Origin of the sequence: Acidovorax sp. Root217 (genome assembly GCF_001428645.1) — a bacterium.
In the GTDB taxonomy this organism is placed as follows: Bacteria; Pseudomonadota; Gammaproteobacteria; order Burkholderiales; family Burkholderiaceae_C; genus Acidovorax.
Genome location: NZ_LMIH01000015.1, coordinates 725 through 26,078, shown reverse-complemented (window position 1 = coordinate 26,078; position 25,354 = coordinate 725). Strand labels below are relative to the sequence as shown.

22 protein-coding genes and 1 tRNA gene are annotated in these 25,354 nt (G+C 66.5%); 16 read left to right on the top strand and 7 right to left on the bottom strand.

Annotation, left to right across the window (positions count from 1 at the left end; translation table 11 throughout):
* A complete protein-coding gene (gene kaiC / locus ASE31_RS16410; protein ID WP_057202895.1) occupies window positions 1-1,767 on the bottom strand; it encodes a circadian clock protein KaiC in 1,767 nt (588 codons plus the stop codon).
* A 194-nt stretch (window positions 1,768-1,961) separates the two neighbouring features.
* Between kaiC and ASE31_RS16405 the strand changes: the two genes are divergently transcribed.
* From ASE31_RS16405 to ASE31_RS16355, 11 genes are all read left to right on the top strand, one after another.
* Window positions 1,962-2,384, top strand: a complete 423-nt coding sequence (locus ASE31_RS16405) for a hypothetical protein (protein ID WP_057202894.1) — start codon at window positions 1,962-1,964, stop codon at window positions 2,382-2,384.
* A gap of 106 nt (window positions 2,385-2,490) precedes the next feature.
* Window positions 2,491-2,670 (top strand): DUF3606 domain-containing protein, encoded by a 180-nt coding sequence (locus ASE31_RS16400; RefSeq protein ID WP_057202893.1) that lies wholly within the window; start codon window positions 2,491-2,493, stop codon window positions 2,668-2,670.
* Between the two features lie 11 nt (window positions 2,671-2,681).
* Window positions 2,682-3,686, top strand: a complete 1,005-nt coding sequence (locus tag ASE31_RS16395) for a Ku protein (RefSeq protein ID WP_057202892.1) — start codon at window positions 2,682-2,684, stop codon at window positions 3,684-3,686.
* 33 nt (window positions 3,687-3,719) lie between these two features.
* The gene (gene ligD / locus ASE31_RS16390; RefSeq protein ID WP_235514572.1) at window positions 3,720-6,266 is read left to right on the top strand and encodes a DNA ligase D; all 2,547 of its coding nucleotides are present in this window, start codon (window positions 3,720-3,722) and stop codon (window positions 6,264-6,266) included.
* A gap of 43 nt (window positions 6,267-6,309) precedes the next feature.
* Window positions 6,310-6,942, top strand: coding sequence for a response regulator transcription factor (locus ASE31_RS16385; protein ID WP_057202890.1), 633 nt, complete (start codon window positions 6,310-6,312; stop codon window positions 6,940-6,942).
* Between the two features lie 103 nt (window positions 6,943-7,045).
* A complete protein-coding gene (locus tag ASE31_RS16380) occupies window positions 7,046-7,837 on the top strand; it encodes a triacylglycerol lipase (RefSeq protein WP_057202889.1) in 792 nt (263 codons plus the stop codon).
* On the top strand, window positions 7,831-8,625 hold the full coding sequence (locus ASE31_RS16375) for a DUF72 domain-containing protein (protein ID WP_057202888.1): 795 nt from the start codon (window positions 7,831-7,833) through the stop codon (window positions 8,623-8,625). Before ASE31_RS16380 ends, ASE31_RS16375 begins: the two co-directional genes overlap by 7 nt.
* Window positions 8,626-8,795: 170 nt before the next feature.
* On the top strand, window positions 8,796-9,281 hold the full coding sequence (locus ASE31_RS16370) for a CZB domain-containing protein (protein ID WP_057202887.1): 486 nt from the start codon (window positions 8,796-8,798) through the stop codon (window positions 9,279-9,281).
* A gap of 135 nt (window positions 9,282-9,416) precedes the next feature.
* Window positions 9,417-12,068: an excinuclease ABC subunit UvrA gene (locus ASE31_RS16365; RefSeq protein ID WP_057202886.1), complete on the top strand. Its 2,652-nt coding sequence runs from the start codon at window positions 9,417-9,419 to the stop codon at window positions 12,066-12,068.
* Between the two features lie 212 nt (window positions 12,069-12,280).
* Window positions 12,281-14,365, top strand: coding sequence for a hybrid sensor histidine kinase/response regulator (locus tag ASE31_RS16360; protein WP_057202885.1), 2,085 nt, complete (start codon window positions 12,281-12,283; stop codon window positions 14,363-14,365).
* A 304-nt stretch (window positions 14,366-14,669) separates the two neighbouring features.
* The gene (locus tag ASE31_RS16355; protein ID WP_369819463.1) at window positions 14,670-15,743 is read left to right on the top strand and encodes a mechanosensitive ion channel family protein; all 1,074 of its coding nucleotides are present in this window, start codon (window positions 14,670-14,672) and stop codon (window positions 15,741-15,743) included.
* Between the two features lie 132 nt (window positions 15,744-15,875).
* Here ASE31_RS16355 and ASE31_RS16350 read toward each other — a convergent pair whose 3' ends face one another.
* Complete coding sequence (locus ASE31_RS16350) at window positions 15,876-16,463, bottom strand: flavin reductase family protein (protein WP_057202883.1); 588 nt, start codon at window positions 16,461-16,463, stop codon at window positions 15,876-15,878.
* A 109-nt stretch (window positions 16,464-16,572) separates the two neighbouring features.
* Here ASE31_RS16350 and ASE31_RS31085 point away from each other — a divergent pair, with 109 nt between their 5' ends.
* The 3 genes from ASE31_RS31085 to ASE31_RS16340 all read left to right on the top strand — a co-directional run bounded on the left by ASE31_RS31085 (window position 16,573) and on the right by ASE31_RS16340 (window position 18,620).
* The gene (locus ASE31_RS31085) at window positions 16,573-17,058 is read left to right on the top strand and encodes a MerR family transcriptional regulator (RefSeq protein ID WP_082604196.1); all 486 of its coding nucleotides are present in this window, start codon (window positions 16,573-16,575) and stop codon (window positions 17,056-17,058) included.
* Window positions 16,979-17,395, top strand: coding sequence for a carboxymuconolactone decarboxylase family protein (locus tag ASE31_RS16345; protein ID WP_057202882.1), 417 nt, complete (start codon window positions 16,979-16,981; stop codon window positions 17,393-17,395). The genes ASE31_RS31085 and ASE31_RS16345 overlap by 80 nt, the downstream gene beginning before the upstream one ends.
* A gap of 205 nt (window positions 17,396-17,600) precedes the next feature.
* Complete coding sequence (locus ASE31_RS16340) at window positions 17,601-18,620, top strand: sensor domain-containing diguanylate cyclase (RefSeq protein WP_057202969.1); 1,020 nt, start codon at window positions 17,601-17,603, stop codon at window positions 18,618-18,620.
* Between the two features lie 16 nt (window positions 18,621-18,636).
* Here the strand turns inward: ASE31_RS16340 and ASE31_RS16335 are convergent, their stop codons facing one another.
* The 5 genes from ASE31_RS16335 to ASE31_RS16320 all read right to left on the bottom strand — a co-directional run bounded on the left by ASE31_RS16335 (window position 18,637) and on the right by ASE31_RS16320 (window position 21,850).
* Entirely contained in the window at window positions 18,637-19,722 is a 1,086-nt protein-coding gene (locus ASE31_RS16335) for a hypothetical protein (RefSeq protein WP_057202881.1), read from the bottom strand.
* A gap of 276 nt (window positions 19,723-19,998) precedes the next feature.
* Entirely contained in the window at window positions 19,999-20,160 is a 162-nt protein-coding gene (locus tag ASE31_RS31705) for a hypothetical protein (RefSeq protein WP_157412529.1), read from the bottom strand.
* 107 nt (window positions 20,161-20,267) lie between these two features.
* Window positions 20,268-20,357: transfer RNA gene (locus ASE31_RS16330), tRNA-Ser, on the bottom strand.
* Window positions 20,358-20,465: 108 nt separating this feature from the next.
* Entirely contained in the window at window positions 20,466-21,392 is a 927-nt protein-coding gene (locus tag ASE31_RS16325) for an SPFH domain-containing protein (protein WP_057202880.1), read from the bottom strand.
* A 32-nt stretch (window positions 21,393-21,424) separates the two neighbouring features.
* Window positions 21,425-21,850, bottom strand: coding sequence for an NfeD family protein (locus ASE31_RS16320; RefSeq protein ID WP_057202879.1), 426 nt, complete (start codon window positions 21,848-21,850; stop codon window positions 21,425-21,427).
* Window positions 21,851-22,028: 178 nt separating this feature from the next.
* Between ASE31_RS16320 and ASE31_RS16315 the strand changes: the two genes are divergently transcribed.
* Both ASE31_RS16315 and ASE31_RS16310 read left to right on the top strand, forming a co-directional pair.
* Window positions 22,029-24,410, top strand: a complete 2,382-nt coding sequence (locus tag ASE31_RS16315) for an arginine/lysine/ornithine decarboxylase (protein ID WP_057202878.1) — start codon at window positions 22,029-22,031, stop codon at window positions 24,408-24,410.
* 202 nt (window positions 24,411-24,612) lie between these two features.
* Window positions 24,613-25,176, top strand: a complete 564-nt coding sequence (locus ASE31_RS16310; protein WP_057202877.1) for a fasciclin domain-containing protein — start codon at window positions 24,613-24,615, stop codon at window positions 25,174-25,176.
* Window positions 25,177-25,354 lie beyond the last annotated feature (178 nt).

Below are 25,354 nucleotides of genomic sequence, written 5' to 3'. Positions count from 1 at the left end.
TCATCCTTTGGGCGACGCGGGTTGAGGCGCGACCTTGCCGCCGGTGCTGGCGGTACCGCGCTTGGCCGCAATGCTGCGGGCACGCTCCTGCGCGCCCAGGGCCTCCATGGTTTCGCGCTCGATGGCGAACTCCACCTCGCCGGCCCGCTCCAGTGCCTCTGTGTTCAAGGCCGCGATCTGTGCGTCCAGGGCCTTGCGGCGGTTGGCCAGGTCGCGCAGGCGGCGCTCGTGGTCGCGCCCGCGCAGGTCGTTGGCGGCCAGCACCTGCGCCTCATGCGCGACGCGTGCGGTGCCGGTGAGCACCTGGTCGCCATAGAGGTACACGTCCACCAGGTCCACGCCCGTGTCGGAGAAGACGAATTCGCGCACCTGGTTGGAGTGCGGCATGCCGCGCGACTTGAGCACCTGCAGCGTGCGCGTGCGCTCGCCGTTGACGGCCACGTTGGCCAGCAGCAGCCAGCTGTCCATGAGCGAGGACACTCCGACTTCCGACGTGGCGACCGGCAAGGGCGCCGCATCGGCCGTGAGGCTGGTGAGCAGCGCCGTCGTGCCCTCGGTCTTGAGGAAGTCGATGAGCCGCATCAGCGTGAGCTTGAGGCCCGAATCATCTTTCTGCGCGGTCAGGTTGCTGATCGGGTCCACCGCCACCACTTGCGGATGGAAGTCGCGCACCAGGTCGTACACATGGGCCAGGTGCTGCTCCAGCCCCTGCAGGGTGGGGCGGGTGGATTCAATCTTGAGCAGGCCCTTGTCCACCCAGCGGCGCAGCTTCAGGCCGATGGACTCCATGTTGCGCAGCAACTGGCTCTCGGACTCTTCGTAGGTGAAAAGGATGGCCTTCTCCCCGCGCGCGCAGGCCGCATCGACGAAGCTGGCGGCCATGCTGCTCTTGCCCGTGCCGGGCGCGCCCGACACCAGCAGGCTGCTGCCACGGTAGATCCCCTGGCCACCCAGCATTTCATCGAGCCCGCCAATGCCCGTGGACATGCGCTCGCGCGATGCCTGGTGGTTCAATGCCAGCGAGGTGATGGGCAGTACCGAGATACCATGCCTGCCGATCAAAAACGGGTATTCGTTGGTGCCGTGGGCAGAGCCGCGGTACTTCACCACGCGCAGGCGGCGGGTGGAGACCTGGTCTTCGATGCGGTGGTCCAGCAGTATCACGCAGTCGGCCACGTACTCCTCCAGCCCATAGCGGGTGAAGGCGCTCTCGCCGCGCTCTGCGGTGATGATGGCCGTGACGCCCTTGTCCTTGAGCCAGCGGAACAGGCGGCGCAACTCGGCGCGCAGGATGGCGTGGTTGGGCACGCCGGCAAACAATGCCTCCACGGTGTCCAGCACCACGCGCTTGGCACCGATCGAATCGATGGCGTAGCCTAGGCGGATGAACAGGCCCTCCAGATCGTATTCGCCGGTCTCCTCGATCTCGCTGCGCTCCACGCGCACGAAGTCCAGCGCCAGCTTCTTTTGCCGCTGCAACTGGTCAAGGTCGAAGCCCAGCGAGCGCATGTTCTCGACCAGCTCCTCGGTCGACTCTTCGAACATCATGAAGACGCCAGGCTCTGCATACTCCGTGGCGCCCTTGACGAGGAACTCCGCCGCCAGCATGGTCTTGCCGCAGCCGGCGGCGCCGCACACCAGGGTAGGGCGGCCTGCGGGCAGTCCACCTTCGGTGATCTCATCGAGGCCTGCAATGCCGGTGGGCGACTTCGCGATGCCTGCGGACGTTTCAGCAGGAGCATTCTTCTTGTTTCTGGTGGCTGCCATCGGTGCGCGATCAAGAGTAGATGGGATGGAGTGGGCTGCAATGGAAACCCTCCGGTACTGGGACCTGCAATGTCCCTGCAGGCACAGGCCACGGCGAACGTGACCGGACGTAAACATCGTAGGAAATCCACAGGCATGGCTCTGTAGGACACGGCCGGATTGCGCTGCGCGGGCTGGCCCTGACTCTTGCGCGCATGCGGTTCAGGCTGCAGAATTTGCCAAGCCAGCTGCCGTGGCAGCCAACGCTGATTTGCCATCCGCCCATCTCTTCGGAGGTCACCATCGCCCACCCTCCCGGTCAGGACCAGCTGCAGAAAGTGCGCTGCTACACCCTCTTTTTCCCTGGAGGCCGTGTCTACGCGGGCGATACCGAGGGCCATTTGATCGCTTTGGCTCTCGTCACGCACCGGCAGGGCCGCTACAGCTATACGCTGGAGGGCAGCGGAGTCGCGGGTGGCGGGCTGGCCACTGTCCAGGCTTTGCTCGAAGCCGTTGCCAGCCAGCTCACGGCGGACTTCGTCGACGCGCAGTTCCACCACTGCCCCGATCTTGCCCGGGCCGATGTCTTCGACCTGACTGCCGGACCGCACCTGAACATACGTCTGCAGACCCCCTGACGCCCAGGCCGGGCATTTCGCCGGGGGGTGGATCGGCTGCTGTCCTACAAGGCCGTCCTGAGGCGGGTGTTACTTTCCAGAGCACCCTCTGAGAAGGAACCACGCCATGAGCGACGACCACAGCAAGACCGCCCAAGACCGCCATTTCATCAGCCTCGCCGAGCACTACGAAGTGCGCGACTGGACCAACAGCCTGGGCGTTACCGAGGCGCAGCTGCGCGAGGCCGTGGCGGCCGTCGGCTCCTCGGCCGACAAGGTGCGCGAGTACCTGAGCCACGCCCGCTGAGGGGCATTGCGATGGCCCAGGACAAAGAGGATGCAGGCAAGGCACCCACTTCCACCCGCACGATGTGGAAGGGGGCGATCAGCTTTGGACTGGTGCACATCCCCGTGGGGCTGTACTCGGCCACGGCGAGCTCGGGCATCGACTTCGACTGGCTCGACAAGCGCTCCATGGAGCCCGTGGGCTACAAGCGCGTGAACAAGGTCACGGGCAAGGAGATCGCCACGGCCGACATCGTCAAGGGCATCGAATACGAGGATGGGCACTACGTGGTGCTCACGCCCGAAGAGATCGCAGCCGCCTACCCCAAGATCACGCAGACCATCGAGATCGAGACCTTTCTCGATGCCGACGAGATTCCCTTCGTCTACCTGGAGCGGCCCTACTACACGGCCCCGCTCAAGCGCGGCGAGAAGGTCTATGCGCTGCTGCGCGAGGCCCTGCGCCAAAGCAACAAGGTGGGCGTGGCCAAGGTGGTCATCCAGTCCAAGCAGCACCTGGCGGTGCTGATCCCCTGTGGGCGCGCGCTGGTCCTGAACCTGCTGCGCTGGGGTGGCGAGATCCGTTCGTTCGAGCAGCTGAACCTGCCTCCCCTCGATGCCAAGGCCGCCGGCATCAAGCCGGCCGAAATGGACATGGCGCTGCAACTCATCGAGGACATGACGCAGGCCTGGGATGCCGACAGCTTTCGCAATTCCTTCGCGCAGGAGATCCACAAGCTCGTGGAGACCAAGGTGGCCTCGGGCGAAACCGCTGCCGTGGTCAAGGTCGACAGTGGCAAGGAAACCGCCCCGGCCGGCGCCGACGTGCTGGACCTGACCGCGCTGCTCAAGCGCAGCCTGGAGGGCAAGGGCGGCAAGGCAGCTGCGGTACAGGCCAAGGACAAACCGGCATCGGTCACGCCCTTGCCCGCAGCAATAAAGACGGCGGCGAAGAAGCTGCCTGCAAAAAAGGCCGCCGCCAAGGCCCCGGCGAAGAAGGCGCCCGCCAAGAAGACCCTGGCGCGCCGGGCGGCCTGACGTATGGCGAAAGAGATGGCGAAAGACCACCCCATGGCCGACTCCCTCGCCCTGTACAAGCAAAAGCGCAACTTTGCCATCACGCCCGAGCCAGCCGATGGCGGGGCGCCGGGTGGGGAGGCGCTGCAGTACGTGATCCAGAAGCACTGGGCCAGCCGACTGCACTACGACCTGCGCCTGGAGCTCGACGGCAGCATGAAGAGCTGGGCCGTGCCCAAGGGCCCGAGCCTGGACCCGTCCGACAAGCGCATGGCCGTGCAGGTGGAAGACCACCCCATCTCGTACAACACGTTCGAGGGCCAGATACCCCCCAAGCAGTACGGCGCAGGCAAGGTCATCGTCTGGGACCGGGGCTACTGGGTGCCCGTGGGCGATGCGGCCGAGGGCTACCGCAAGGGCAAGCTCAAGTTCGAACTGCATGGCCACAAGCTCAAGGGCCACTGGACGCTGGTGCGCATGCACGGCAAGGGTGGCAAAAGCGATGAACGGCAGCCCCCGTGGCTGCTGATCAAGGAGCACGACGATTTCGAGCGGCCGGCAGCCGAGTTCAGCGTGGTCGAGGAGATGCCCGACAGCGTGGCCTCGCTGGCGCCCCTGGCGCCGCCCCGGCCCGCAGGCGTTGCCCGTGGCGCCGTGGTGCAGGCCAAAGCCGCCAAGCTGGCCAAGGTGCCGCTGCCCGACACCCTGGCACCGCAGCTGGCCACGCTAGTGGACAAGCCGCCAGCGGACACCACGGACTGGCTTTGGGAGCTCAAGTTCGACGGCTACCGCCTGCTGGCCCGGGTGCACAACCGCTCGGTGCGCCTGTTCACGCGCAACGGTAACGACTGGACGCACCGCATGCCCCAGCTGGTCAAGGCCATCGGCGAGTTGCCGATGCAGTCCGGCTGGCTCGACGGCGAGGTGGTAGCCATTGATGCCCATGGCACGCCCGACTTCCAGGCCCTGCAGAACGCCTTTGACGCCAGCGTGGCCAAGGATCTGGTGTACTACGCGTTCGACCTGCCCTATGCCGATGGGCACGACCTGCGTGGCCTGCCCGTGGTGGAGCGCCGCGAGATGCTGCGCGCCCGGGTGGCGCAGGTGGCCAACGACCGCGTGCGCTTCAGCGAAAGTTTCGAGGCCAAACCTTCCGACCTCGTGTCTTCGGCCTGCCACCTGGGCTTCGAGGGCGTGATCGGCAAGCGCAAGTCGGCGGCCTATGCCTCCCGGCGCAATGCCGATTGGATCAAGCTCAAGTGCAGCCATCGGCAGGAGTTCGTGGTCTGCGGCTACACCGACCCGCAGGGCTCGCGCACCGGCATCGGCTCGCTGCTGCTCGGCGTGCATGGCGACGATGGTGCGCTGCGCTACGCGGGCAATGTGGGCACGGGTTTCACCGAACGCACGCTGCAGGAGCTGCACACCAGGCTCACCGCGCTGACCACCGCCAAGAGCCCGTTCCCCGAAGGCACTGCCGTCGGCAGAAAGGCCCACTGGGTCAAGCCGCGCCTGATTGCCGAGGTGTCGTTTGCCGAGTGGACCAAGGAAGGGCGCATCCGGCACTCCGTATTCCATGGCCTGCGCGCGGACAAGCCGGCCCGGGCCATCGTGCAGGAGAAGCCGCAGGCCATGGAAGCCATCGACAAAAAGAAGAAACCGGCCCGCAAGGCTGGTGTGGCCAAGGCATGCGAGTCACTGCCCGAATCGTTGCGCATCTCGCACCCCGACCGCGTGATCGATCCTTCCACCGGTATCACCAAGATCGAGCTCGTGCGCTACTACGCCACCGTGGCGCCGCTGATGATGGAGCACCTCAAGGGCCGGCCCGTCTCGCTGGTGCGCGCGCCCGATGGCGTGGGCGGCGAGCTGTTCTTCCAGAAGCACCTGGACAAGGGGGCCATGGACGGCGTCACGCTGCTCGACCCCGCACTCGACGCAGGCCATGCGCCGCTGCTCGAAGTGGCCAAACCCGAGGGCCTGCTGTCGGCCGCGCAGATGAACGTGCTGGAGTTCCACACCTGGAACGCGCGCAAGGACCGCATCGAACGGCCCGACCGCATGACCTTCGACCTCGACCCCGGCGAGGGCGTGCCGTGGGACAACGTGCTGGAGGCGGCCCAACTGGTGCAGGTGATGCTGCAGGAGCTGCACCTGCCGGCCTTCCTCAAGACCAGCGGTGGCAAGGGCCTGCATGTGGTCGTGCCGCTCAAGCGGCTGCAGGGCTGGGACGCGGTCAAGGGCTTCTCGCAGGCCGTGGTGCAGCACCTGGCTGACACCATCCCGGCGCGCTTCGTCGCCAAGAGCGGCCCGCGCAACCGGGTGGGCAAGATCTTTGTGGACTACCTGCGCAACGGGCGCGGGGCCACCACGGTGAGCGCCTGGTCCGCGCGCTCGCGCGAGGGCATGGGCATCTCGGTGCCGGTGGCCTGGTCCGAACTGGGCCAGCTCACCAGCGGCGCGCACTGGACGGTGCGCACCGTGGGCGAGCGCCTGCGCCAGGGCAATGCCCCCTGGGACGGCTATGCGGCGGCGGCTGTGTCCCTGTCGGGGGCGATGCGCCTGCTGGCGTATGTGCCCAAGGATGCGGCCAGGAATTGACGGTACTTACACCAGTTTTTCATTAACCAAAGAAGAAGACGCAATGATCAAGATCGGCATCGTGGATGACCACAAAATTGTTCGTGCAGGCCTGCGCCAGTTCCTGGCCGACCATGTGGATCTGCGGGTGGAGGGCGAAGCCTCCAACGGGCGCGAGGCCATCGACCTCATCCGCGAGCATGACATCGACGTGCTGGTGATGGACCTGGCCATGCCCGGGCAGAGCGGGCTCGATGCCATGTCCATGCTGCGCGCCAAGGCGCCGGACATGGGCATCCTCATCCTCAGCGGCTACCCCGAGGAGCACTACGCCATCAACCTCATCCGCCAGGGGGCCAGCGGCTACCTCAACAAGGATTGCAAGCCCGCCGACATTGTCGAGGCGATCCGCGTCATCGCGCTGGGCAAGCGCTACCTCACGCCCACCGTGGCCGAGCTGCTGGCCCAGCAGCTCAACCGCCCGGGTGAGCGGCCCCCGCACGAGCACCTGTCGGAGCGCGAGTTCCAGGTGTTCCTCAAGCTGGCCCAGGGCGCCAACGTCGGCGACATCGCCGAAGACCTGTCGCTGAGCGTAAAGACCGTGAGCACCTACCGCACCCGCCTGATGGAAAAGCTGCACCTCGACTCCAACAGCGACCTGACCTACTACGCGCTCAAGAACAACCTGATCCAGTAGGCTGGAGCGCGTAAGACAGCGCCGACCCGAGCTTGGGGCGAAGTGCTGCACGGCGCCAGAGCCCGTGACGGCACCATGGAGGCCAGCCTTATCGGAGCCCTCCATGCCCAGCAGATCGCCATCGAACTCGCCCATTCGCCCCCCTTCGTACGCACTGCTGGCGCTTGAGCCCGTGCGCGCCGGATGGGAGTTTGCGCAGCACCAGGTGATGCGTGAAGCCGCCTTGCCCCAGGGTGATCGGCATGCCGTCGTCGTGTTTCCCGGTCTGGCCACCAATGGGCTGGTGACGCGGCCCCTGCGTTCGTTCTGCGAGCGCCTGGGTTACCGCTGTTTCGACTGGGGGCAGGGGCTCAATACCGGCCCCAAGGGCGAGATCGATGCCTGGCTCGACACGCTGGCGCAGGACGTGCAAGCGCGAACCGCCGGCCATGCCGCGCCCATCAGCCTGATTGGCTGGAGCCTGGGTGGCATCTATGCGCGCGAAGTGGCCAAGCGCCTGCGCTCACGCGTGCGCCAGGTAATCACCATCGGGACGCCGGTTGCGGGCGCCGCCGAACACACCAACGTGGGACTGGTGTACCGCCTGCTCAATGGCAGCACGCCCCCAGCCGACTCCAAAATGATTGGAAAGCTGCGCACGGCCCCGCCAGTGCCTACCACGTCAATCTACAGCAGGACCGATGGCGTGGTCGCCTGGCAGGCATGCAGAGACATGAAGCGAGCCGGACGCGCCGAATCCATCGAAATCGAGGGCAGCCATTGCGGCATGCCCTGGAACCCAGCCGTGCTGAGGGTGGTGGCGGACCGCTTGGCCCAGCCATTGCGTGCATGGCGCCCCTACGCACACAGCGGCGCCGGCTCGCAGGGCATGCGAGCGTCTGCCGCCCCATGCTGACGCCCGCAGGGGTGGCCCACAGCCCTGCACATCCGAGCGACACCGCCGTTGCACCCCTGATGATCGGCACCGCGGGCTGGGGCCTGCCGCGTGCCAGTCAGCACCGGTTTGCCTCGGCAGGCCCTGCTGGCTCCCATCTGGAGCGCTATGCACAGCACCTGCCGGCTGTCGAGATCAACTCGTCGTTCTACCGGTCGCACCAGCGCAGCACGTACGAACGCTGGGCTGCGGCCACGCCGCCCGCGTTCCGCTTTTGCGCCAAGCTGCCGCGCAGCATCACGCACACGGCGCGCCTGAAGGACACCGAGCCCTTGCTGCAGGCCTTTCTGGACCAGGCGGAGGGCCTGGGTACCCGCCTGGGCTGCCTGCTGGTCCAGCTGCCGCCCAGCCTGTCGCTCGACATTGCGGTGGCCGATGCGTTCCTGGGCAGCCTGCGGCGCCGGCATGCCGGGGGCGGCATTGCCGTCGAACCGCGCCATGCCAGCTGGTTCACGGCCGAAGGGGATGCACTGCTGGCCCACTGGCGGGTCGCCCGCGTACTGGCCGACCCGGTGCTGCACGACCGTGGGCGGGCACCCGGCGGCTGGCCCGGGCTGGTCTATTGCCGGCTGCACGGCTCGCCCCGCGTGTACTACTCGGCCTACGACGCCGCGCTGATCAACGCCCTGGCGTTGCGGCTGCAGACAGCAGCGCGCGAGGCGTGCAGCGTGTGGTGCATCTTCGACAACACGGCGCGCGGCGCCGCGACGGACAACGCACTCGATCTGCACGGGGCGGTGCGGGGCTGAATCCAGTTTGGCTGGCGAGGGACAGCGGGGCTAGATCATTTGGGTTATGGATTTCGGTGGCCGCTTCATTCAGCATCCATGCGTCGCCGCCGATCTGGGGCTGATCCGGCAGGCACGCATGGACAACGTATGGGGATGGCCGCTCAATGGCGGAACAAAGAGGAATGAAGATGGGATTTTTCACTCGGTTGCTCAGGGTCCGTGAGCGAGTCCGATCCAGCCCTGAAGCAGCCTGGGACCCGGAGGACAACGCCAGCGAACTCGTGCTGGACGACGAGGTTGCCGACCACTTCACCCTGGAGATGGACATCGACGCATACATCGCCATCCACGAGCGCTGGCGCACCCGCCTGGAGGACATGGTCCATGGCCGCACGTCCGAGGTGATGCGGCCGGAGCTGATCTGCCAGGACCATCGGTGTGACCTGGGCCGCTGGCTGTTTGGAACCGGACACGCGCGTTACGGGCAGCACACGGTTTTTGCCATGCTCGTGGCCCGGCACCAATACTTTCATCAGCAGGCGGCTGCCGTGGTCACCTTGTTCCAGGCGGGCGAGCAGCAGCAGTCGCTCAGGGTGCTGGGCAGCAGTTGCCGCCACGCGTCCAACCAGGTGGTGCTGCTGTTGAAGGAACTCAAAGGTGCCGCCGTGCGCTGAGCCAGGCCAGGCAATTCGGGACCGAAGGGTGCAGGGCGCAGGTGCTGGCCGAGCAGCACCGCAAGAGGGTCCGCCGGTCCCCGTTAGGATAACCCCCCGATGCCCCCGATTTCCCCGGCCTCGCGCCGTGCCCCGATGCCTCCTGTCTCCCCTGACCAAGCTTCTACATCCCCGCCCCGTGGCATGGTCCGCGTGCGCGGCGCCCGCGAGCACAACCTGAAAGATGTGGACGTGGACATCCCGCGCGATGCGCTGGTGGTGTTCACCGGCGTCTCGGGGTCGGGCAAGTCGTCCCTGGCCTTCGGCACGCTGTTCGCCGAGGCCCAGCGGCGCTACCTCGAATCGGTGGCGCCCTATGCGCGGCGCCTCATCGCGCAGGCCGGCGTGCCTCAGGTGGACAGCATCGACGGGCTGCCGCCCGCCGTGGCACTGCAGCAGCAGCGCGGTACGCCCAGCACGCGTTCTTCGGTGGGCAGCGTCACGGCGATATCGAGCCCGCTGCGCATGCTGTACTCGCGCGCCGGCCGCTACCCCGCCGGCCAGCCCATGCTGTATGCCGAGGACTTTTCGCCCAACACCCCGCAGGGCGCCTGCCCGCACTGCCATGGCCAGGGCAGGGTGTACGAGGTGACGGAGCAATCGATGGTGCCCGACGATTCGCTGACCATCCGCGAGCGCGCGGTGGCCGCCTGGCCCCTGGCATGGCAGGGGCAGAACCTGCGCGACATCCTCACCACCCTGGGCCACGACGTGGACGTGCCCTGGCGCAAGCTGCCCAAAAAGCTGCGCGACTGGATCCTCTTCACCGACGAGCAACCCACCGTGCCGGTGTACGCGGGTTTCAGCATCGACGAGGTGAAGGATGCGATGAAGCGCAAGCTCACCCCGAGCTACATGGGCACCTTCACCGGTGCGCGGCGTCACGTGCTGCACACCTTCACCCACAGCCAGAGCGCGCTGATGAAAAAGCGCGTGGCCCAGTATATGGTGGGTACGCTGTGCCCGGTGTGCCAGGGCAAGCGGCTCAAGAGCGAGGCGCTGTCGGTCACCTTTGCCGGGCACGACATCGGCAGCCTGTCGCAACTGCCGCTCACGGCGCTGGCCGAACTGCTGCGGCCTGCGGCCGAAGGGCGGCTGGGGGAGGGCGACCCCACGCCCGATGCGCCCGCAGGCCGCGCCAGAAGCAAGCGCCCTGCGGCCCACGCCGCCGCGCCCGACGTGCACCGCACGCACTGGCTGTCCGAAGAAAAGGTGATTGCCGCCCAGCGCCTGGCCAGCGACCTGCGCAAGCGCGTGCTGGCCCTGATCGACCTGGGCCTGGGCTATCTCTCGCTCGACCGCAGCACCCCCACGCTCTCGCCAGGCGAACTGCAGCGGCTGCGCCTGGCCTCGCAGCTCTCGTCGCAGCTGTTCGGCGTGGTCTATGTGCTCGACGAGCCCTCGGCCGGCCTGCACCCCGCTGATGGCGAGGCGCTGCTGTCGGCGCTGCAGGGCCTGAAGGCCGCGGGCAACTCGATCTTCGTGGTGGAACACGACGTGGCCACCATGCGCCGCGCCGACTGGCTGGTGGATGTGGGGCCGGCGGCGGGCGAGCACGGCGGCGAGGTGCTCTACAGCGGCCCGCCGGCCGGCCTGGCCCAGGTGGAGCGGTCGCAGACGCGGCACTACCTGTTCGGCGATGCGGCCCGTGCCGTGGTGGAGCGCACGCCGCGCCAGGCCCAGGGCTGGCTGCGGCTGGAAGGCATCACGCGCAACAATCTGCACGGACTCGATGCTGCGTTTCCGCTGGCCTGCATGGCAGCGGTGACCGGTGTCTCGGGCTCGGGCAAGTCCAGCCTGGTGAGCCAGGCCCTGCTGGAACTGGTCTCGGCCCACCTGGGGCGCCCGGTGGTGGCGGACGAGGAGGACACGGCCGGCGCCATGCCCGACGATGGCGAGGCGCCGGCGGGCGATGCCGCCCCGGTGGCCGGGCGCATCGTGGCCGGCAGCGAGCACATCCGGCGCCTGGTGCAGGTGGACCAGAAACCCATTGGCCGCACGCCGCGCTCCAACCTGGCCACCTACACGGGCTTGTTCGACGGCGTGCGCAAGCTCTTTGCCGCCACGCCAGCCGCGCGCAAGCGGCGCTACGACGCGGGGCGCTTCTCGTTCAACGTGGCCAAGGGCCGCTGCGCCACCTGCGAGGGCGAGGGCTTCGTGAGCGTGGAGCTGCTGTTCATGCCCAGCGTGTACGCGCCATGCCCCGCCTGCCACGGCGCGCGCTACAACGCGGCCACCCTGGAGATTGCCTGGAACGGCCTGTCCATCGCCGACGTGCTGGGCCTCACGGTGGATGCCGCCTGCGACGCCTTTGCCGGCGAACCCCAGGTGCTGCGCCCCCTGGCGGTTCTGCGCGACATCGGCCTCGGTTACCTGCGCCTGGGCCAGCCCGCCACCGAGCTGAGCGGCGGCGAGGCCCAGCGCATCAAGCTGGCCACCGAGCTGCAGCGGCCCACCCAGCGCGGCGGCACACTCTACGTTCTGGACGAGCCCACCACCGGCCTGCACCCGGCCGACGTGGACCGCCTGCTTGCCCAGCTCGATGGTCTGGTGGCCGCAGGCAACACGGTGGTGGTGGTCGAGCACGAGATGCGCGTGGTGGCGGCCTGCGACTGGGTGATCGACATCGGGCCCGGCGCGGGCGAGGCGGGCGGGCGCATTGTGGCACAGGGCACCCCGGCCACCGTGGCAGCGGCGAAGGGTAGCCGCACGGCGCCTTATCTGGCCCTGGCCCTCGGCGTGGGCTGATCAAGGGAGCCGTGTCGCGCCCTTGCCACGCTCCTGCAAGTTGGTGGCGCCTGCATGCCAGCACGGGCAATTCCCCACAAATTCGTTGATACTTTGAGGGGGCGACCAAGCCCAATCGACCCCCGAACAACAACCGACAGCCAATTCTGGCACCAACGACATGGGAACCACCGGTGGCGCGTGATGACAACCAGTCCAGAGCCCGGGCCTCGGTGAAGTGGCTTCGGCTGCTGGTCATGCTGAGCGTGGCCGTGCCTCTGTTCATCTACCTGGTGTTCGGGGCCGTGGGCTATGTGGATGCACGCGAGGAGGCCGAGCTGCGCGTGAGCCGTTCGCTCAGGGTGGCGCATGAGCATGCCTCCAAGGTCATGGCCGCGTCCGAGGCGTTGCAGGATCGGGTGCTGGCCATGGTCAGCGGCAGGAGCCCGCAGGAGCTGCGCATCCATGCCACCGACCTGCATGCGGCCATGCTCGCCCGGGTCAAGGACCAGCCGCAGATCCAGTCCATCTGGATCATCGATGCCGAGGGCAAGCCCATCGCCAGCAGCCGGTTTGCACAGGTACCGGTGTTCGAGGTGTCCGACCGCGATTACTTCCAGTTCCACCGCCTGCAGCCGCCGGGCCACCGCTATGTCTCTGCCCCGATGGTCACCCGGACCACGCAGGAGAAAATCATCGACATCAGCATCGGCTATGAGGACCACAATGGCCAGTTCGGGGGGATCGTCAACGTCAGCCTGCTCGCCGGGTACTTCCAGGACTTCTACAGCGACCTGGTGGCCGACGAGCCCGGCCTGGCGGTGAACCTGTTTCGCGAAGACGGCGCCATCTACACGCGCTGGCCCCTTGTCGCCAATGCACCCGACCGGCTGGCACCGAGCAGCCCGGTGATGGAACGCCTGCTCAAGGGCGAAGCGGCTGCCCAGATGCGCGGCATTTCGTCGGTGGACCGGCAGGACCGGATCATCGCCTACCGCAAGGTGGGCAGCTACCCCCTGTTCGTGGGCACGGGCATGAACCTGACTGCGCTGCGCAACGAAGTGCTGCGCCAGCTGGGCGCCCTGTTCGCACTGGGCGCGCTACCGGTGGCTGCGCTGTTCTTTGCCGCGCGCATGGCGCTGCGCAATGCGCGTACCGCGCTCTCGACCATGGAAAGCCTGGAAAAGGAGATCGTCACCCGCCGCCGCGCCGAAGAGGCCCTGCTGCAGGCGCAAAAGCTCGAAGCCCTGGGCCGCCTCACGGGCGGCGTGGCGCACGATTTCAACAACGCGCTGATGGTCATCAGCAACAACCTGCACCTGCTCAAGCGCACGGTGCCCGACGCCGGTACCCGCCAGCTCGACTCCATCGCCCGGGCCGTCAAGTCGGCCACCAACCTTACGCGCCAGCTGCTGGCCTTCTCGCGCCGCCAGCCCCTGGTGGCCGAGCATGTGGTGCTGCAGGACAAACTGCCCTCCATCCAGGACCTGATCGCCCCCGTGCTGGGCAGCCAGGTACAGCTGCAGGTGCAGGTGGATCCCGCCACCGCCCCCGTGGTGCTGGACCTGGCGGAGCTGGAGCTGGCGCTGCTCAACCTCTCCATCAACGCGCGGGACGCCATGCCCCAGGGCGGCAGCCTCGTGATCCATGCGCGCAACGCCAGCGAGAGCGAAGCGGGCCAGGGTATGCCCGCCATGGTGCTCATCGAGGTGGCCGACACGGGCAACGGCATCCCGCCGGAGCTGCTGAGCAAGGTGTTCGAGCCCTTCTTCACCACCAAGCCCGTGGGCGAGGGCACGGGCCTGGGGCTCAGCCAGGTCTATGGCATGTGCCAGCGCATGGGCGGGCGGGCAGAGATTGCCAGCGAGCAGGGGGTCGGCACCCGCATCCGCCTGTTCTTCCCGAGCACGGTGCCGCAGGCGGCGAGCGAGGATGCGGGCCCGGCCCCGTCGCTGGCCTCGCTGGGCAAGACCCTGCTGGTGGTGGAAGACAACGACGAGGTCGCGGCCTCCCTGGTGCCCATCCTCGAATCGCTGGGTTGCCGCGTGACGCGGGTGGACCGCGCGGCCAAGGCGCGTGCGCTGCTGGAGCAGGGCGAACGGCCCGATCTGGTGCTGTCGGACGTGGTGATGCCCGGCGAGATCGACGGCGTGGCCCTGGCCAGGCACATCCGTGGCACATGGCCCGCGCAGAAGCTGCTTTTGATGACCGGCTACGCCGAGCAGCTCGACCACATCCACCACCTGGGCTTCGAGGTCCTGCCCAAGCCCTGCACACCGCAGATGCTGCATGCAGCGATAGCGCGCATCACCCAGTAGGCGGTGTCATACGGATTTGCAGCCAGTAGGAGAACTGGGCGGGGAGCCGCAGACAGTGCGTTATGCCGGGTGCAGCCAGAACATGCTGCTGCGGCAGTGGACCGCGAGGCCAGGGCCACGGTATAACTGATCAACGCCAACCACATCCGGCTCGATGGAGCATTGTCGGCATTGGCTGACATGCTGCTGTGCAGCAATTTTCGACAATGGCGGCTCTACTGTTTGCGGAGCCGCCCATGCCCAATACCCGAAAGCCCAGGCGCCATGCCTTGCTGATGCGGGGTATACACCCCGCCGCACCCGCATGAGTGTGATGGACTGGTTCGACCCCACCTCCTGGACCCACACCGGCGTGGTGGCCGTGGCTGCCATCGTAGTGGCGGGCATCGTGCACCGCATCGCCACCGTGGTGCTTCGGCGGGCCACGGGCCATGTGCCCGTGCTGCGCGCGGTGTTCGATTCCTGCGTGCCGGTGGTGCGATTGCTGCTGCCGCTGATCGCGCTGCAGCTGGTGTGGCAGGTGGCCAGCGATGACCTGCGCCACATCGCCACGGTGCGGCACTTCAACGGGCTGGCCGTCATCGCCGGCACCTGCTGGCTACTGATTGCGGCCATCGGCGGGCTGGCCGACGGGGTGATCGCCAAGCACCCGGCCGACGTGGAAGACAACCTCACGGCGCGCCGCATCGCCACCCAGGCGCGCGTGCTGTCGCGCACCGCCATGACGGCGGTGGTGATGGCTGGCCTGGCGATGGCGCTCATGACCTTTCCCGGTGCGCGCCAGGTGGGCGCGAGCCTGCTGGCATCGGCCGGAGTGGTGGGCATCGTCGCGGGTATCGCCGCGCGGCCGGTCTTCAGCAACATGATCGCGGGCCTGCAGATTGCGCTGGCCCAGCCGTTTCGCATCGACGACGTGCTCATCATCGAGGGCGAATGGGGCAGGGTGGAAGAGATCACCGGCACCTACGTGGTGCTCAAGATCTGGGACGAGAGGCGCCTGATCATCCCGCTGCAGTGGTTCATCGAGCACCCGTTTCAGAACTGGACGCGCACCAGCTCCGAGATCCTGGGCACGGTGTTCCTCCACGCCGACTACGCCCTGCCGCTCGACCCCCTGCGCGAGGAATTGAAGCGCGTGCTCGACACCGCGCCCGAGTGGGACCGGCGCGTGAGCGTGCTGCAGCTGACCGAGGCGACGGACCGCACCATCCAGATCCGCGTGCTGGTCTCGGCCCGCTCCTCGGGCCTGGCGTTCGACCTGCGCTGCCGCGTGCGCGAGGCACTGGTGACCTTCATCCAGCGCGAGTACCCCGATTGCCTGCCGCAGGTGCGGGTGCCTGGCGGCGCTGTGGCCGGTGCGCTGTTGCAGCAGAAGTGATGTGTGCCATGGAGCGCCGATTTCAGAGGCTGGGAGTTTTTTGGCCGTGTCCGAGGGCGCGTCAAAACGCCCCGGATCGAGCCGGGGTGTTTTGGCGTGCAAGGCGGGCATGGACGAAAGACTCTCAGCCTCTCAGGCCTTGCTGGCCGTCTTCGCCACCAGCGATTCGCCAATCGCATAGAACTGCCCGCCGGCCACATAGTGCAGGCTGCGCCATTCGGGCCCTGCGCTCTCGAAGTGCCAGTGGCCGCCCGAAAACACGCGCGTATCGGCCCAGGCGCCCACCACTTCGCCGATGAAGAGGTCGTAGGCCTGCTGGTTGTGCGGCTCGGGGATGAGCCTGCAGGCCAGCCAGGCCGAGCAGCCGGCCACGAAGGGCAGGTCATGCCCCTCGATGTCGAACAGCTCCACGCCGTGGTGGCGCAGCTTGTCCTTGTCCTGGTGCAGGCTGGTGTTGCCCACGTCGTGCGTGAGCTGCATCTGCGCGGCGGTGGGCACCTGGATCACGAAGCTGCCGCTGGCCTCGACCAGCCCGCGTGTGCGCGTGGCCTTGTCGATCACTACCGTGAGCTTGGGTGGCGCAAAGTCGAGCGCGCAGGCCCAGGCGGCGGACATCACGTTGTCCACCCCGGCGTGGCGGGCCGAGACCAGCACCGTGGGGCCGTGGTTGAGAAGGCGGTAGGCCTTGGTCAGATCGACCGGGGCCAGATGGCTGTTCATGGGATTCCTTGGGGGTTGCAGGTGCGCTGGCGCAGCGAATCTTCCAGCGATGATAGGTGCGCTTTAATCCCTTGACTTGGAGTGCACTCCAACTTTTAGGATCGGTCCCATGGCATTCCATCTCACCATCTCCGAGGTCGCCGAGCGCACCGGACTGACCGCACACACCCTGCGCTACTACGAGCGCGCAGGGCTGATCGCGCCCGTCCACCGCGCACCCGGCGGCCAGCGCCGCTATGCGGCGTCGGACATGGAGTGGATCGGATTCCTGCTGCGCCTGCGCGAGACCCGCATGCCCATCGGGCAGATGCAGGCCTTCGCCAGGCTTCGCGGCGAAGGGAATGCAACCGTGCCAGAACGCCGCCAGTTGCTGGAGCAGCACCTGGCAGACGTGCTGGCAATGATCGAGTCCATGCAGCCCTCCGCCGGGGCGCTGCAGGACAAGATCGCCCACTACCGGGCCTTGGAGACGCGTTCCCTTGCAGCCGCACCCCCGCCACCTGAAAGGAAACCCCGTGCTTCAAGCCTCCCCCAAACATCCCGCCCCCGACCGCTACCAGCAGGGCCTGGCCAAACTGCGCGAAATCGACGGTGAGGCCGGCGAACGGGTGATCGACAGCCTGGCCGGCATCGCGCCGGACTTTGCGCGCTACCTGATCGAGTTCCCGTTCGGCGACATCTACTCGCGCCCCGGCCTGGATCTGCGCAGCCGCGAGATCGCCGTGGTTGCGGCACTCACCGCCATGGGCAATGCCGCGCCGCAGCTCAAGGTGCACCTGCAAGCGGCCCTGAACGTGGGCGTCACGCGCGAGGAAATCGTCGAGGTCATCATGCAGATGGCCGTTTACGCGGGCTTCCCGGCGGCGCTCAATGGCCTGGCCGCGGCACGCGAGGTGTTTGCCGCGCAGGAATTGGAGGGCGCGTCTGCGTGAGGGAAAGGTGAGTTGCTGCACGTCATGACAGGTTGCTGGATCGCCCGCAGCGGCTGCAGCTGCAGCCCGATAGCAAAAGCGGCTCTATCCTGCATTTCTTCGTGTGGCAATAAATTAATTGCCACAATTGGCGTACATTGCCAGCTTGGGCTGCGTCCGCAGGTGGACTGACATGCCAACCATGTACCCCATCGTTGCTGCTGCCATGGAACCGCTTCTCGCCCGACTTTCCGACTCCGTCGTCCAGGCCAAGACGCTGGAAGAACTGACCCGCCCGCTGCTGGAGATGCTGGAGAAGGTCACGCGGCTGGAATCCACCTACCTGACCACCATTGACTTCCAGCGCGCGCTGCAGCACGTGCTGTACTCACGCAATACGCGCAAGATGGAGATTCCCGAGGGCCTGACCGTGCCCTGGGGCGACACCCTGTGCTACCGCGCCCTCAAGGAAGGCCGCATGTTCACGGCCGACGTGCAGGGCTGCTGGGGCGATTCGGAGGCTGCAGCCGCCCTGGGCATCCAGACCTACGTGAGCATGCCGGTGCGGCTGTCCGACGGCGCGGTCTATGGCACGCTGTGCGCAGCCAGTGCCGAGCGCACCGAACTCACTCCCGAGACCGAGAAAATCCTGCAGCTGTTCGCCGGCCTCATTGCCCAGCAGGTCGAGCGCGAGCAACTGCTGGAGGAGCTGCAGCGCAAGAACGAATTGCTGTCCACCATGGCCTTGCTGGACCCCCTCACCGGCGTGCCCAACCGCCGCGCCCTGTTCGAAGAGCTGGAGCGGCTGCAGGCGCGCTCACGGCGCTCGGGCAGCATGGTGATGGTGGCTTTTCTCGACCTCGACGGCTTCAAGCAGGTCAACGACAGCCACGGCCATGAGGCGGGCGACGCCTTGCTGTGCGCCATTGCCGGCCAATTGCGCGCTGCCATGCGCGAAAGCGACTTCCTGAGCCGGTTCGGCGGGGATGAGTTCGTGTTCGTCGGCCCGGGCCCGCAGCGCGAGCAGGACGCCGACGAAGCCATCCACAGCCTGCGCCAGCGCCTGCAGCAGGCCACGGTGTGCCGCATTCCATTGGCCGGCCAACGGATCCTGGAGTACCCGGGGGCCAGTGTGGGCGTGGTCTGCTCCGACCCCGGGCTGAACACGGCCGATGCGGCCATCCGCCATGCGGACGAGGCCATGTACCAGGCCAAGCACGAGCGCCGCAGCGCGCTGCAGCACTGAGGCCTGGCGCCCCGACTCAGCGGTCGTCCGCCGCGCAGTCTGCCGCTGGACGCACATTGGTCATGCACTGCGCAAACGTGCGCGCCTTGGCCCACATCGCTGCATTGACCTCATGGCCGGCGCCTGGTGCGACGTAGGTGTAGAACGCAGCGGGCTTCCTGGCCCCGTCGGGGATGGCCGTCAGGATGCGGGCCCGGGCGCCCGAGGCCCCGTAGCCCGAGCTGCCCAGACCGACCGGCGGGAACAGCTGGTCGGCGCTGCCCGAGACCGCTGCGACGCGGATGGCGGCACCGTTGACCCGGAAATCATTGGGCTGCTCGTAGGTCGTGCCGGTGGCGTTGCAGTCGTAGTCGCAGCCCCCGGCGAGCGCGATGGCGCCCTGCAGCCGGTGCTTGGTGGCCACCGTGAAGATGAGGTTGCTCGAGAACGAGGTGCCGGCCACGACGATGCGGCTGGTGTCGATGGGCAGGTTGCGCTCGGCGACGGCGGCCTTGATCGCGGCCAGGCCCAGCCCGAAGTCCGAACTGGCGATGTCGAAGGTCTCGTTCACGTTGGTGCGGGCGATCAGCGGGCTGCTCCAGTTGTCGCAGCCGCGGTACTCGAAGGTGGCGGCGGCCATGCCGGCAGCGCTGAACTGGTCCATCCCGGCCGGGTCCTGCGGCACGGGTGCCGGCGGATTGCCATTGGGAGCCCAGCCCGCCAGGCTAATCACCAACGGCACCTTGGCCTGGGCCGTGGCACCGGCCGGGATCTTGAGGGTGATGGCCGCCTGGGGCAGGTTCGAGCAGGTGGCGACGACCCGGCCCTGCGCGTTGTACCAGTACTGGGTGTTCGGCTGGGGCGCATAGGCCAGCTGGAGGGTCTGGGCTGCGCCGCCGCCGCCACCACCACCCGGGTTGCCGGCAGGGGGCGTGGCTGCTTCCAGGCCGAACCGCCCGTCTGCGCCGTAGCGCAGCACCACGTTGGTATATACATCGGCTCCCACTGTCAGGCTGGGGATGCGCAACGCGCCATCGTTCAGGTTGAGGGTTGCCTGCGCGCTTGCGAGCGGGCTGTGGGCCGCGATCGCCGCGGTGATGGCCAGGAGGCAGAAATGCTTCATCGGACTACTCCAGTTGGAAGGGCAGGAAGGGCTGGGGATGCTTGGGTGCCTGCCGCAGCTCACGCACTTGACTCCTGGAATGCCGGCTTGGCGTTGTGGATCGATGATTCCAGGTGCGCCAAGGTTAGGTCTGAAGGGCCCGGGGAACAAGCCTTCGGCCGCGCTGGAGTGTTAACTACTTCTCGATCCGGGGGCGCAAATTCAGGCTTTCGGGCCTGGGGCAGGCGCGTCCCCTGCCATTGCCCGCTCGCGCACAGCTCGCGGATCACCTCGCCATCAGCCGGCAGATCGCGCGCTTGGCGCCCTGTGCGCTGTTTCGCTGTCCTGCGCTGTGGCGAAGATCTTGCCTTTGTTCTGCAGCGCTACGGATTCGTGGTGCTGCTCTTCGGTCACTTCGGGGAAGGGCATGGCCCGTTGGCAGATGGTTGACAGCCTCATGCGCGTTGTCTCCGGTTGCCGATCTGGGGCGGTTGCATGCGGGCCGGGCAAGGCCGCACAGCCAAGAAAAAACCCCAAGCAGCGTGAGCCACTTGGGGTTGTATCTTTGGCGGAGAGGGCGGGATTCGAACCCGCGGTGGGGATTAGCCCACACACGCTTTCCAGGCGTGCGACTTAAACCGCTCATCCACCTCTCCGAAGCCTTCGATTATAGCCACAGGTTTGGGCCGCTTTTGGAAGTTGGGGCGGAGCGGAGCAAAAAAACGCTCCGCTGCCTTCTCGCTCCCGTCATCCGGAGCGTGGTGTCACACGGTTCTTTGCGTTGTCTGCACCATCTTCATCGCCGAGCCAATCAGGGCCGAGACCTCGGTCATGTTGCTGGGCACGATGAGGGTGGTGGTGGCATCGGCGGCCACCTTGCCGTAAGCCTCCACGGCCTTTTCGGCGACCTTGAGCTGCACGGCCTGTTCGCCGCCGGGCTGGCGGATGGCGGCGGCCACGCGCTCGATGGCCTGGGCGGTGGCTTCGGCCACGGCCATGATGGCTGCGGCTTCGCCCTGGGCGTTGTTGATCTGGGCCTGCTTTTCACCTTCGGAGCGGGCGATGAAGGCCTCGCGCTCGCCAGTGGCGATGTTGATCTGCTCCTGGCGCCGGCCCTCGGAGGCGGCGATCAGGGCGCGCTTTTCACGCTCGGCGGTGATCTGGGCCTGCATGGATCGCAGGATTTCGGCCGGGGGCGTCAGGTCCTTGATTTCATAGCGCAACACCTTCACGCCCCAGTTCAGGGCCGCCTCGTCGATGGCCTGGACCACCTGGGCGTTGATGATGTCGCGCTCTTCGAAGGTCTTGTCCAGTTCGAGCTTGCCGATCACCGAGCGCAGCGAGGTCTGGGCCAGTTGCGTCACGGCCATGATGTAGTTGGACGAGCCGTAGCTGGCGCGCATGGGGTCGGTCACCTGGAAGTACAGGATGCCGTCCACCTGAAGCTGCGTGTTGTCGCGCGTGATGCAGACCTGGCTGGGCACGTCGAGCGGGATTTCCTTGAGGCTGTGCTTGTAGGCGACCTTGTCGATGAACGGGATGATCAGTTTGAGTCCAGGCGCCAGCGTGCTGTGGTACTTGCCCAGGCGTTCCACCACCCAGGCGTTCTGCTGGGGCACCTGCTTGAAGCTGCGGATGATGAAGACCGCCACGATGACGATGATGACGAGCGCGATGTAGGTTTTGTCCATGGACGACTTTCAGTGTTCTTGAACGTTGGGGGTTACATGGGGTCGACCAGCAGGCGGTTGCCCACCAGTTCGGCGACCCGGTGCATGCCGGTGGAAGGGGTGACGCCCGGGCGGTGGATGGCCGTCCACATGGCGCCCCGGTATTTCACGGTGGTGGTGCCGTCGGGGTTCCAGCCCTCGATGAGGATGGTTTCACCCACGTCCATGTTCACGCTGCGGTCTGCGCGCGGTGATGGGTCGCCCGGGCGCTTGCGCCTGGCAAAGTGCCAGGCCACCACGGCCCCGCCGCCCACCAGCGCCGCAACGATGATCTGCAAGGCCGAAGACAGGCCCATGTGCGCGGCCAAGGCCGCCGCCACCAGGCCCACGGCCATCATGAGCAAGTAAAACGTGCCCGTGAGCATTTCTGCCACCACGACGATCCCTGCCGCCAGCCACCAGATGGTGGATTCCTCCATGTGTACCTCCTCCTGTGTTGTGTGTTCTTCCGATTCTGAACAGCCTGTGTGTCTGTTCTTAATCCACCACATTCTGGGTCAAAAGAACCCCAGGTCAAAGGCCTGACTTCGTTATTCCTTACACTTCGCGCCTATTTCGTTTTTTGGCCGGCAGGGCACGGTTTCACGGAGGCTGCGCATGAAGTTTCGTTTTCCCATCATCATCATCGATGAGGACTATCGTTCCGAGAACACCTCGGGTCTGGGCATTCGCGCCTTGGCGCAAGCCATCGAGGCCGAGGGCTTCGAGGTGGTGGGGGTCACCAGCTATGGCGACCTGTCGCAGTTCGCGCAGCAGCAAAGCCGCGCCAGTGCGTTCATCCTGTCCATCGACGACGAGGAGTTCACTGTGGGCGAGGGGCTCGACCCCATCGTGCTGAGCCTGCGCAGCTTCATCGGGGAAGTGCGCCGCAAGAACACCGAAGTGCCGATCTACGTGCACGGCGAGACCAAGACCAGCCGCCATCTGCCCAACGACATCCTGCGCGAGCTGCACGGCTTCATCCACATGTTCGAGGACACCCCCGAATTCGTGGCGCGCCACATCATCCGCGAGGCCAAGAGCTACCTGGAGGGCGTGCAGCCGCCGTTCTTCAAGGCGCTGCTCGACTACGCCGAAGACGGCTCGTACAGCTGGCACTGCCCCGGCCATTCGGGCGGCGTGGCCTTCCTGAAAAGCCCGGTGGGCCAGATGTACCACCAGTTCTATGGCGAGAACATGCTGCGCGCCGACGTGTGCAATGCGGTGGAAGAGCTCGGCCAGCTGCTGGACCACAACGGCGCCATCGGCGAGAGCGAGCGCAATGCCGCGCGCATCTTCAATGCCGACCACTGCTTCTTCGTGACCAACGGCACCAGCACCTCCAACAAGATGGTGTGGCACCACACGGTGGCCCCGGGCGACGTGGTGGTGGTGGACCGCAACTGCCACAAGTCCATCCTGCACAGCATCATCATGACCGGGGCCATCCCGGTGTTCATGAAGCCCACGCGCAACCACTTCGGCATCATCGGGCCCATTCCGCAAAGCGAGTTCGAGCCGGCGGCCATCCAGGCCAAGATCAAGGCCAACCCCTTGCTCAAGGGCGTGGACGCTGCCAAGGTCAAGCCGCGCGTGCTTACGCTCACGCAGTCCACCTACGACGGCGTGCTCTACAACACCGAGACCATCAAGGGCATGCTCGACGGCTACGTGGAGAACCTGCACTTCGATGAAGCCTGGTTGCCGCACGCGGCGTTCCATCCGTTCTATGGCACCTACCACGCCATGGGCAAGAAGCGCACGCGCCCCAAGCACTCGGTGACGTATGCCACGCAGTCCATCCACAAGCTGCTGGCCGGCATCAGCCAGGCCAGCCACGTGCTGGTGCAGGACTCGCAGACCACCAAGCTGGACCGCCACCTCTTCAACGAGGCCTACCTGATGCACACCAGCACCAGCCCGCAGTACAGCATCATCGCCAGCTGCGACGTGGCCGCCGCCATGATGGAGCCGCCCGGCGGCACCGCGCTGGTGGAAGAGAGCATCCTGGAGGCGCTCGATTTCCGTCGCGCCATGCGCCAGATCGAGAACGACTTCGGCAAGAAGGACTGGTGGTTCAAGGTCTGGGGCCCCGACAAGCTCGTGGAAGAGGGCATGGGCCGTGCGGAAGACTGGATCATCCGCAGCGACAGCAAGAGCAAGAAGGCCGGCGCCAAGTGGCACGGCTTTGGCCAGTTGGCCGACGGCTTCAACATGCTGGACCCGATCAAGTCGACCATCGTCACCCCGGGCCTGAACCTGGACGGCAAGTTCGACAAGACCGGCATCCCCGCGTCCATCGTCACCAAGTACCTGGCCGAGCACGGCGTGGTGGTCGAGAAGACCGGCCTGTACAGCTTCTTCGTGATGTTCACCATCGGCATCACCAAGGGCCGCTGGAACACGCTGCTCACCGCGCTGCAGCAGTTCAAGGACGACTACGAGAAGAACCAGCCCATGTGGCGCATCCTTCCCGAGTTCTGCCAGCAGCACAAGCGCTACGAGCGCATGGGCCTGCAGGACCTGTGCCAGCACGTGCACGAGATGTACGCCAAGTACGACATCGCGCGCCTGACCACCGAGATGTATTTGTCGGACCTCACGCCCGCCATGAAGCCATCGGATGCCTACGCGCACATCGCGCACCGCAAGACCGAGCGCGTGGAGATCGACCAGCTCGAAGGCCGCATCACCGTGGGCCTGGTCACGCCGTACCCACCGGGCATTCCGCTGTTGATTCCCGGCGAAGTGTTCAACAAGAAGATCGTGGACTACCTCAAGTTCGCCCGCGAATTCGCCAAGCTGTGCCCGGGCTTCGAGACCGACATCCATGGCCTGGTCGAGGTCGAGGACGAGGGCGGCCACGTGCGCTACTACGCCGACTGCGTGGCCGAGGAAGTGCCAGCCAAGCCCACTGCCAAGAAGAATCCGAAACCGTTGGCGACGGAGAAGAACCTGGTGCAGGTCGGCTCGGACGGCCCCTTCGGTCGCACCATCTAGCCACGAATGGCAGGGTTCGGCACCGCCCGGCCCCCGAGATCGATCGCCCCCGGCCAGCGCTGCGGGGCGATTTTTTTTTGGCCATTTTTTCTGCGCTTGAATCCGATGCGGTGCGGGCGCCGTATTGATTGACAGCCGCGTGGCATTTCTCATGCGGTCAAAGACAGTCAGTCAGTCCATCAATCGACCTCAGGAGATTTTCATGACCATCCGTTTCAATGCCCGCCTCGCGTCCATCGGTATCGCCGCAGCCCTGGCTGCCGCAGCCATCCCGTCCCTGGCCGCCGATGTGATGGTGGGCGGCGCCCCCATGCTGGCCAGCAAGGACATCATCGACAACGCCGTAAACTCCAAGGACCACACCACGCTGGTGGCTGCGGTCAAGGCCGCCGGCTTGGTCGATACCCTGAAGGGCCCAGGCCCGTTCACCGTGTTCGCACCCACCAACGCCGCGTTTGCAGCCCTGCCTGCCGGCACGGTGGACACGCTGCTCAAGCCCGAGAACAAGGCCACGCTGACCACCGTGCTGACCTACCATGTGGTGGCGGGCAAGTGGGATGCGGCGGCCTTGTCGAAGATGATTGCCGATGGCAAGGGCATGGCCAGCATCAAGACTGTGGCTGGGGGCACGCTCACGGCCAAGGCCAGTGGCAAGACCATCATGCTGACCGATGAAAAGGGTGGGACAGCGAATGTGACGATTGCGGATGTGTACCAGTCCAATGGTGTGATCCATGTGGTGGACAAGGTGCTGTTGCCCAAGTGATCACGGGTGATATGTGCTGAAGAGTGGTCGCGGCCTTGTTGGTCCGCGGCCATTTTTCTTTGGGGCCGGATGGTTGCTGTGCGAGCTGTGTGCCTTTGCTGCGGGCGGAGGCCGGGGTATGCGCCCGGCGGCGCACCTACTTTCTTTTTGCGCAAAAAGAAAGTAGGCAAAGAAATAG

Coding starts and splice junctions, on each gene's coding strand:
- ASE31_RS16335 (WP_057202881.1), bottom strand. CDS start 19,722: ATGAAGCATTTCTGCCTCCTGGCCATCACCGCGGCGATCGCGGCCCAC.
- ASE31_RS16370 (WP_057202887.1), top strand. CDS start 8,796: ATGGGATTTTTCACTCGGTTGCTCAGGGTCCGTGAGCGAGTCCGATCC.
- ASE31_RS31085 (WP_082604196.1), top strand. CDS start 16,573: ATGGCATTCCATCTCACCATCTCCGAGGTCGCCGAGCGCACCGGACTG.
- ASE31_RS16350 (WP_057202883.1), bottom strand. CDS start 16,463: ATGAACAGCCATCTGGCCCCGGTCGATCTGACCAAGGCCTACCGCCTT.
- ASE31_RS16315 (WP_057202878.1), top strand. CDS start 22,029: ATGAAGTTTCGTTTTCCCATCATCATCATCGATGAGGACTATCGTTCC.
- ligD (WP_235514572.1), top strand. CDS start 3,720: ATGGCCGACTCCCTCGCCCTGTACAAGCAAAAGCGCAACTTTGCCATC.
- kaiC (WP_057202895.1), bottom strand. CDS start 1,767: ATGGCAGCCACCAGAAACAAGAAGAATGCTCCTGCTGAAACGTCCGCA.
- ASE31_RS16395 (WP_057202892.1), top strand. CDS start 2,682: ATGGCCCAGGACAAAGAGGATGCAGGCAAGGCACCCACTTCCACCCGC.
- ASE31_RS16375 (WP_057202888.1), top strand. CDS start 7,831: ATGCTGACGCCCGCAGGGGTGGCCCACAGCCCTGCACATCCGAGCGAC.
- ASE31_RS16405 (WP_057202894.1), top strand. CDS start 1,962: ATGCGGTTCAGGCTGCAGAATTTGCCAAGCCAGCTGCCGTGGCAGCCA.
- ASE31_RS16340 (WP_057202969.1), top strand. CDS start 17,601: ATGGAACCGCTTCTCGCCCGACTTTCCGACTCCGTCGTCCAGGCCAAG.
- ASE31_RS16355 (WP_369819463.1), top strand. CDS start 14,670: ATGAGTGTGATGGACTGGTTCGACCCCACCTCCTGGACCCACACCGGC.
- ASE31_RS31705 (WP_157412529.1), bottom strand. CDS start 20,160: ATGAGGCTGTCAACCATCTGCCAACGGGCCATGCCCTTCCCCGAAGTG.
- ASE31_RS16385 (WP_057202890.1), top strand. CDS start 6,310: ATGATCAAGATCGGCATCGTGGATGACCACAAAATTGTTCGTGCAGGC.
- ASE31_RS16400 (WP_057202893.1), top strand. CDS start 2,491: ATGAGCGACGACCACAGCAAGACCGCCCAAGACCGCCATTTCATCAGC.
- ASE31_RS16325 (WP_057202880.1), bottom strand. CDS start 21,392: ATGGACAAAACCTACATCGCGCTCGTCATCATCGTCATCGTGGCGGTC.
- ASE31_RS16380 (WP_057202889.1), top strand. CDS start 7,046: ATGCCCAGCAGATCGCCATCGAACTCGCCCATTCGCCCCCCTTCGTAC.
- ASE31_RS16310 (WP_057202877.1), top strand. CDS start 24,613: ATGACCATCCGTTTCAATGCCCGCCTCGCGTCCATCGGTATCGCCGCA.
- ASE31_RS16365 (WP_057202886.1), top strand. CDS start 9,417: ATGCCTCCTGTCTCCCCTGACCAAGCTTCTACATCCCCGCCCCGTGGC.
- ASE31_RS16320 (WP_057202879.1), bottom strand. CDS start 21,850: ATGGAGGAATCCACCATCTGGTGGCTGGCGGCAGGGATCGTCGTGGTG.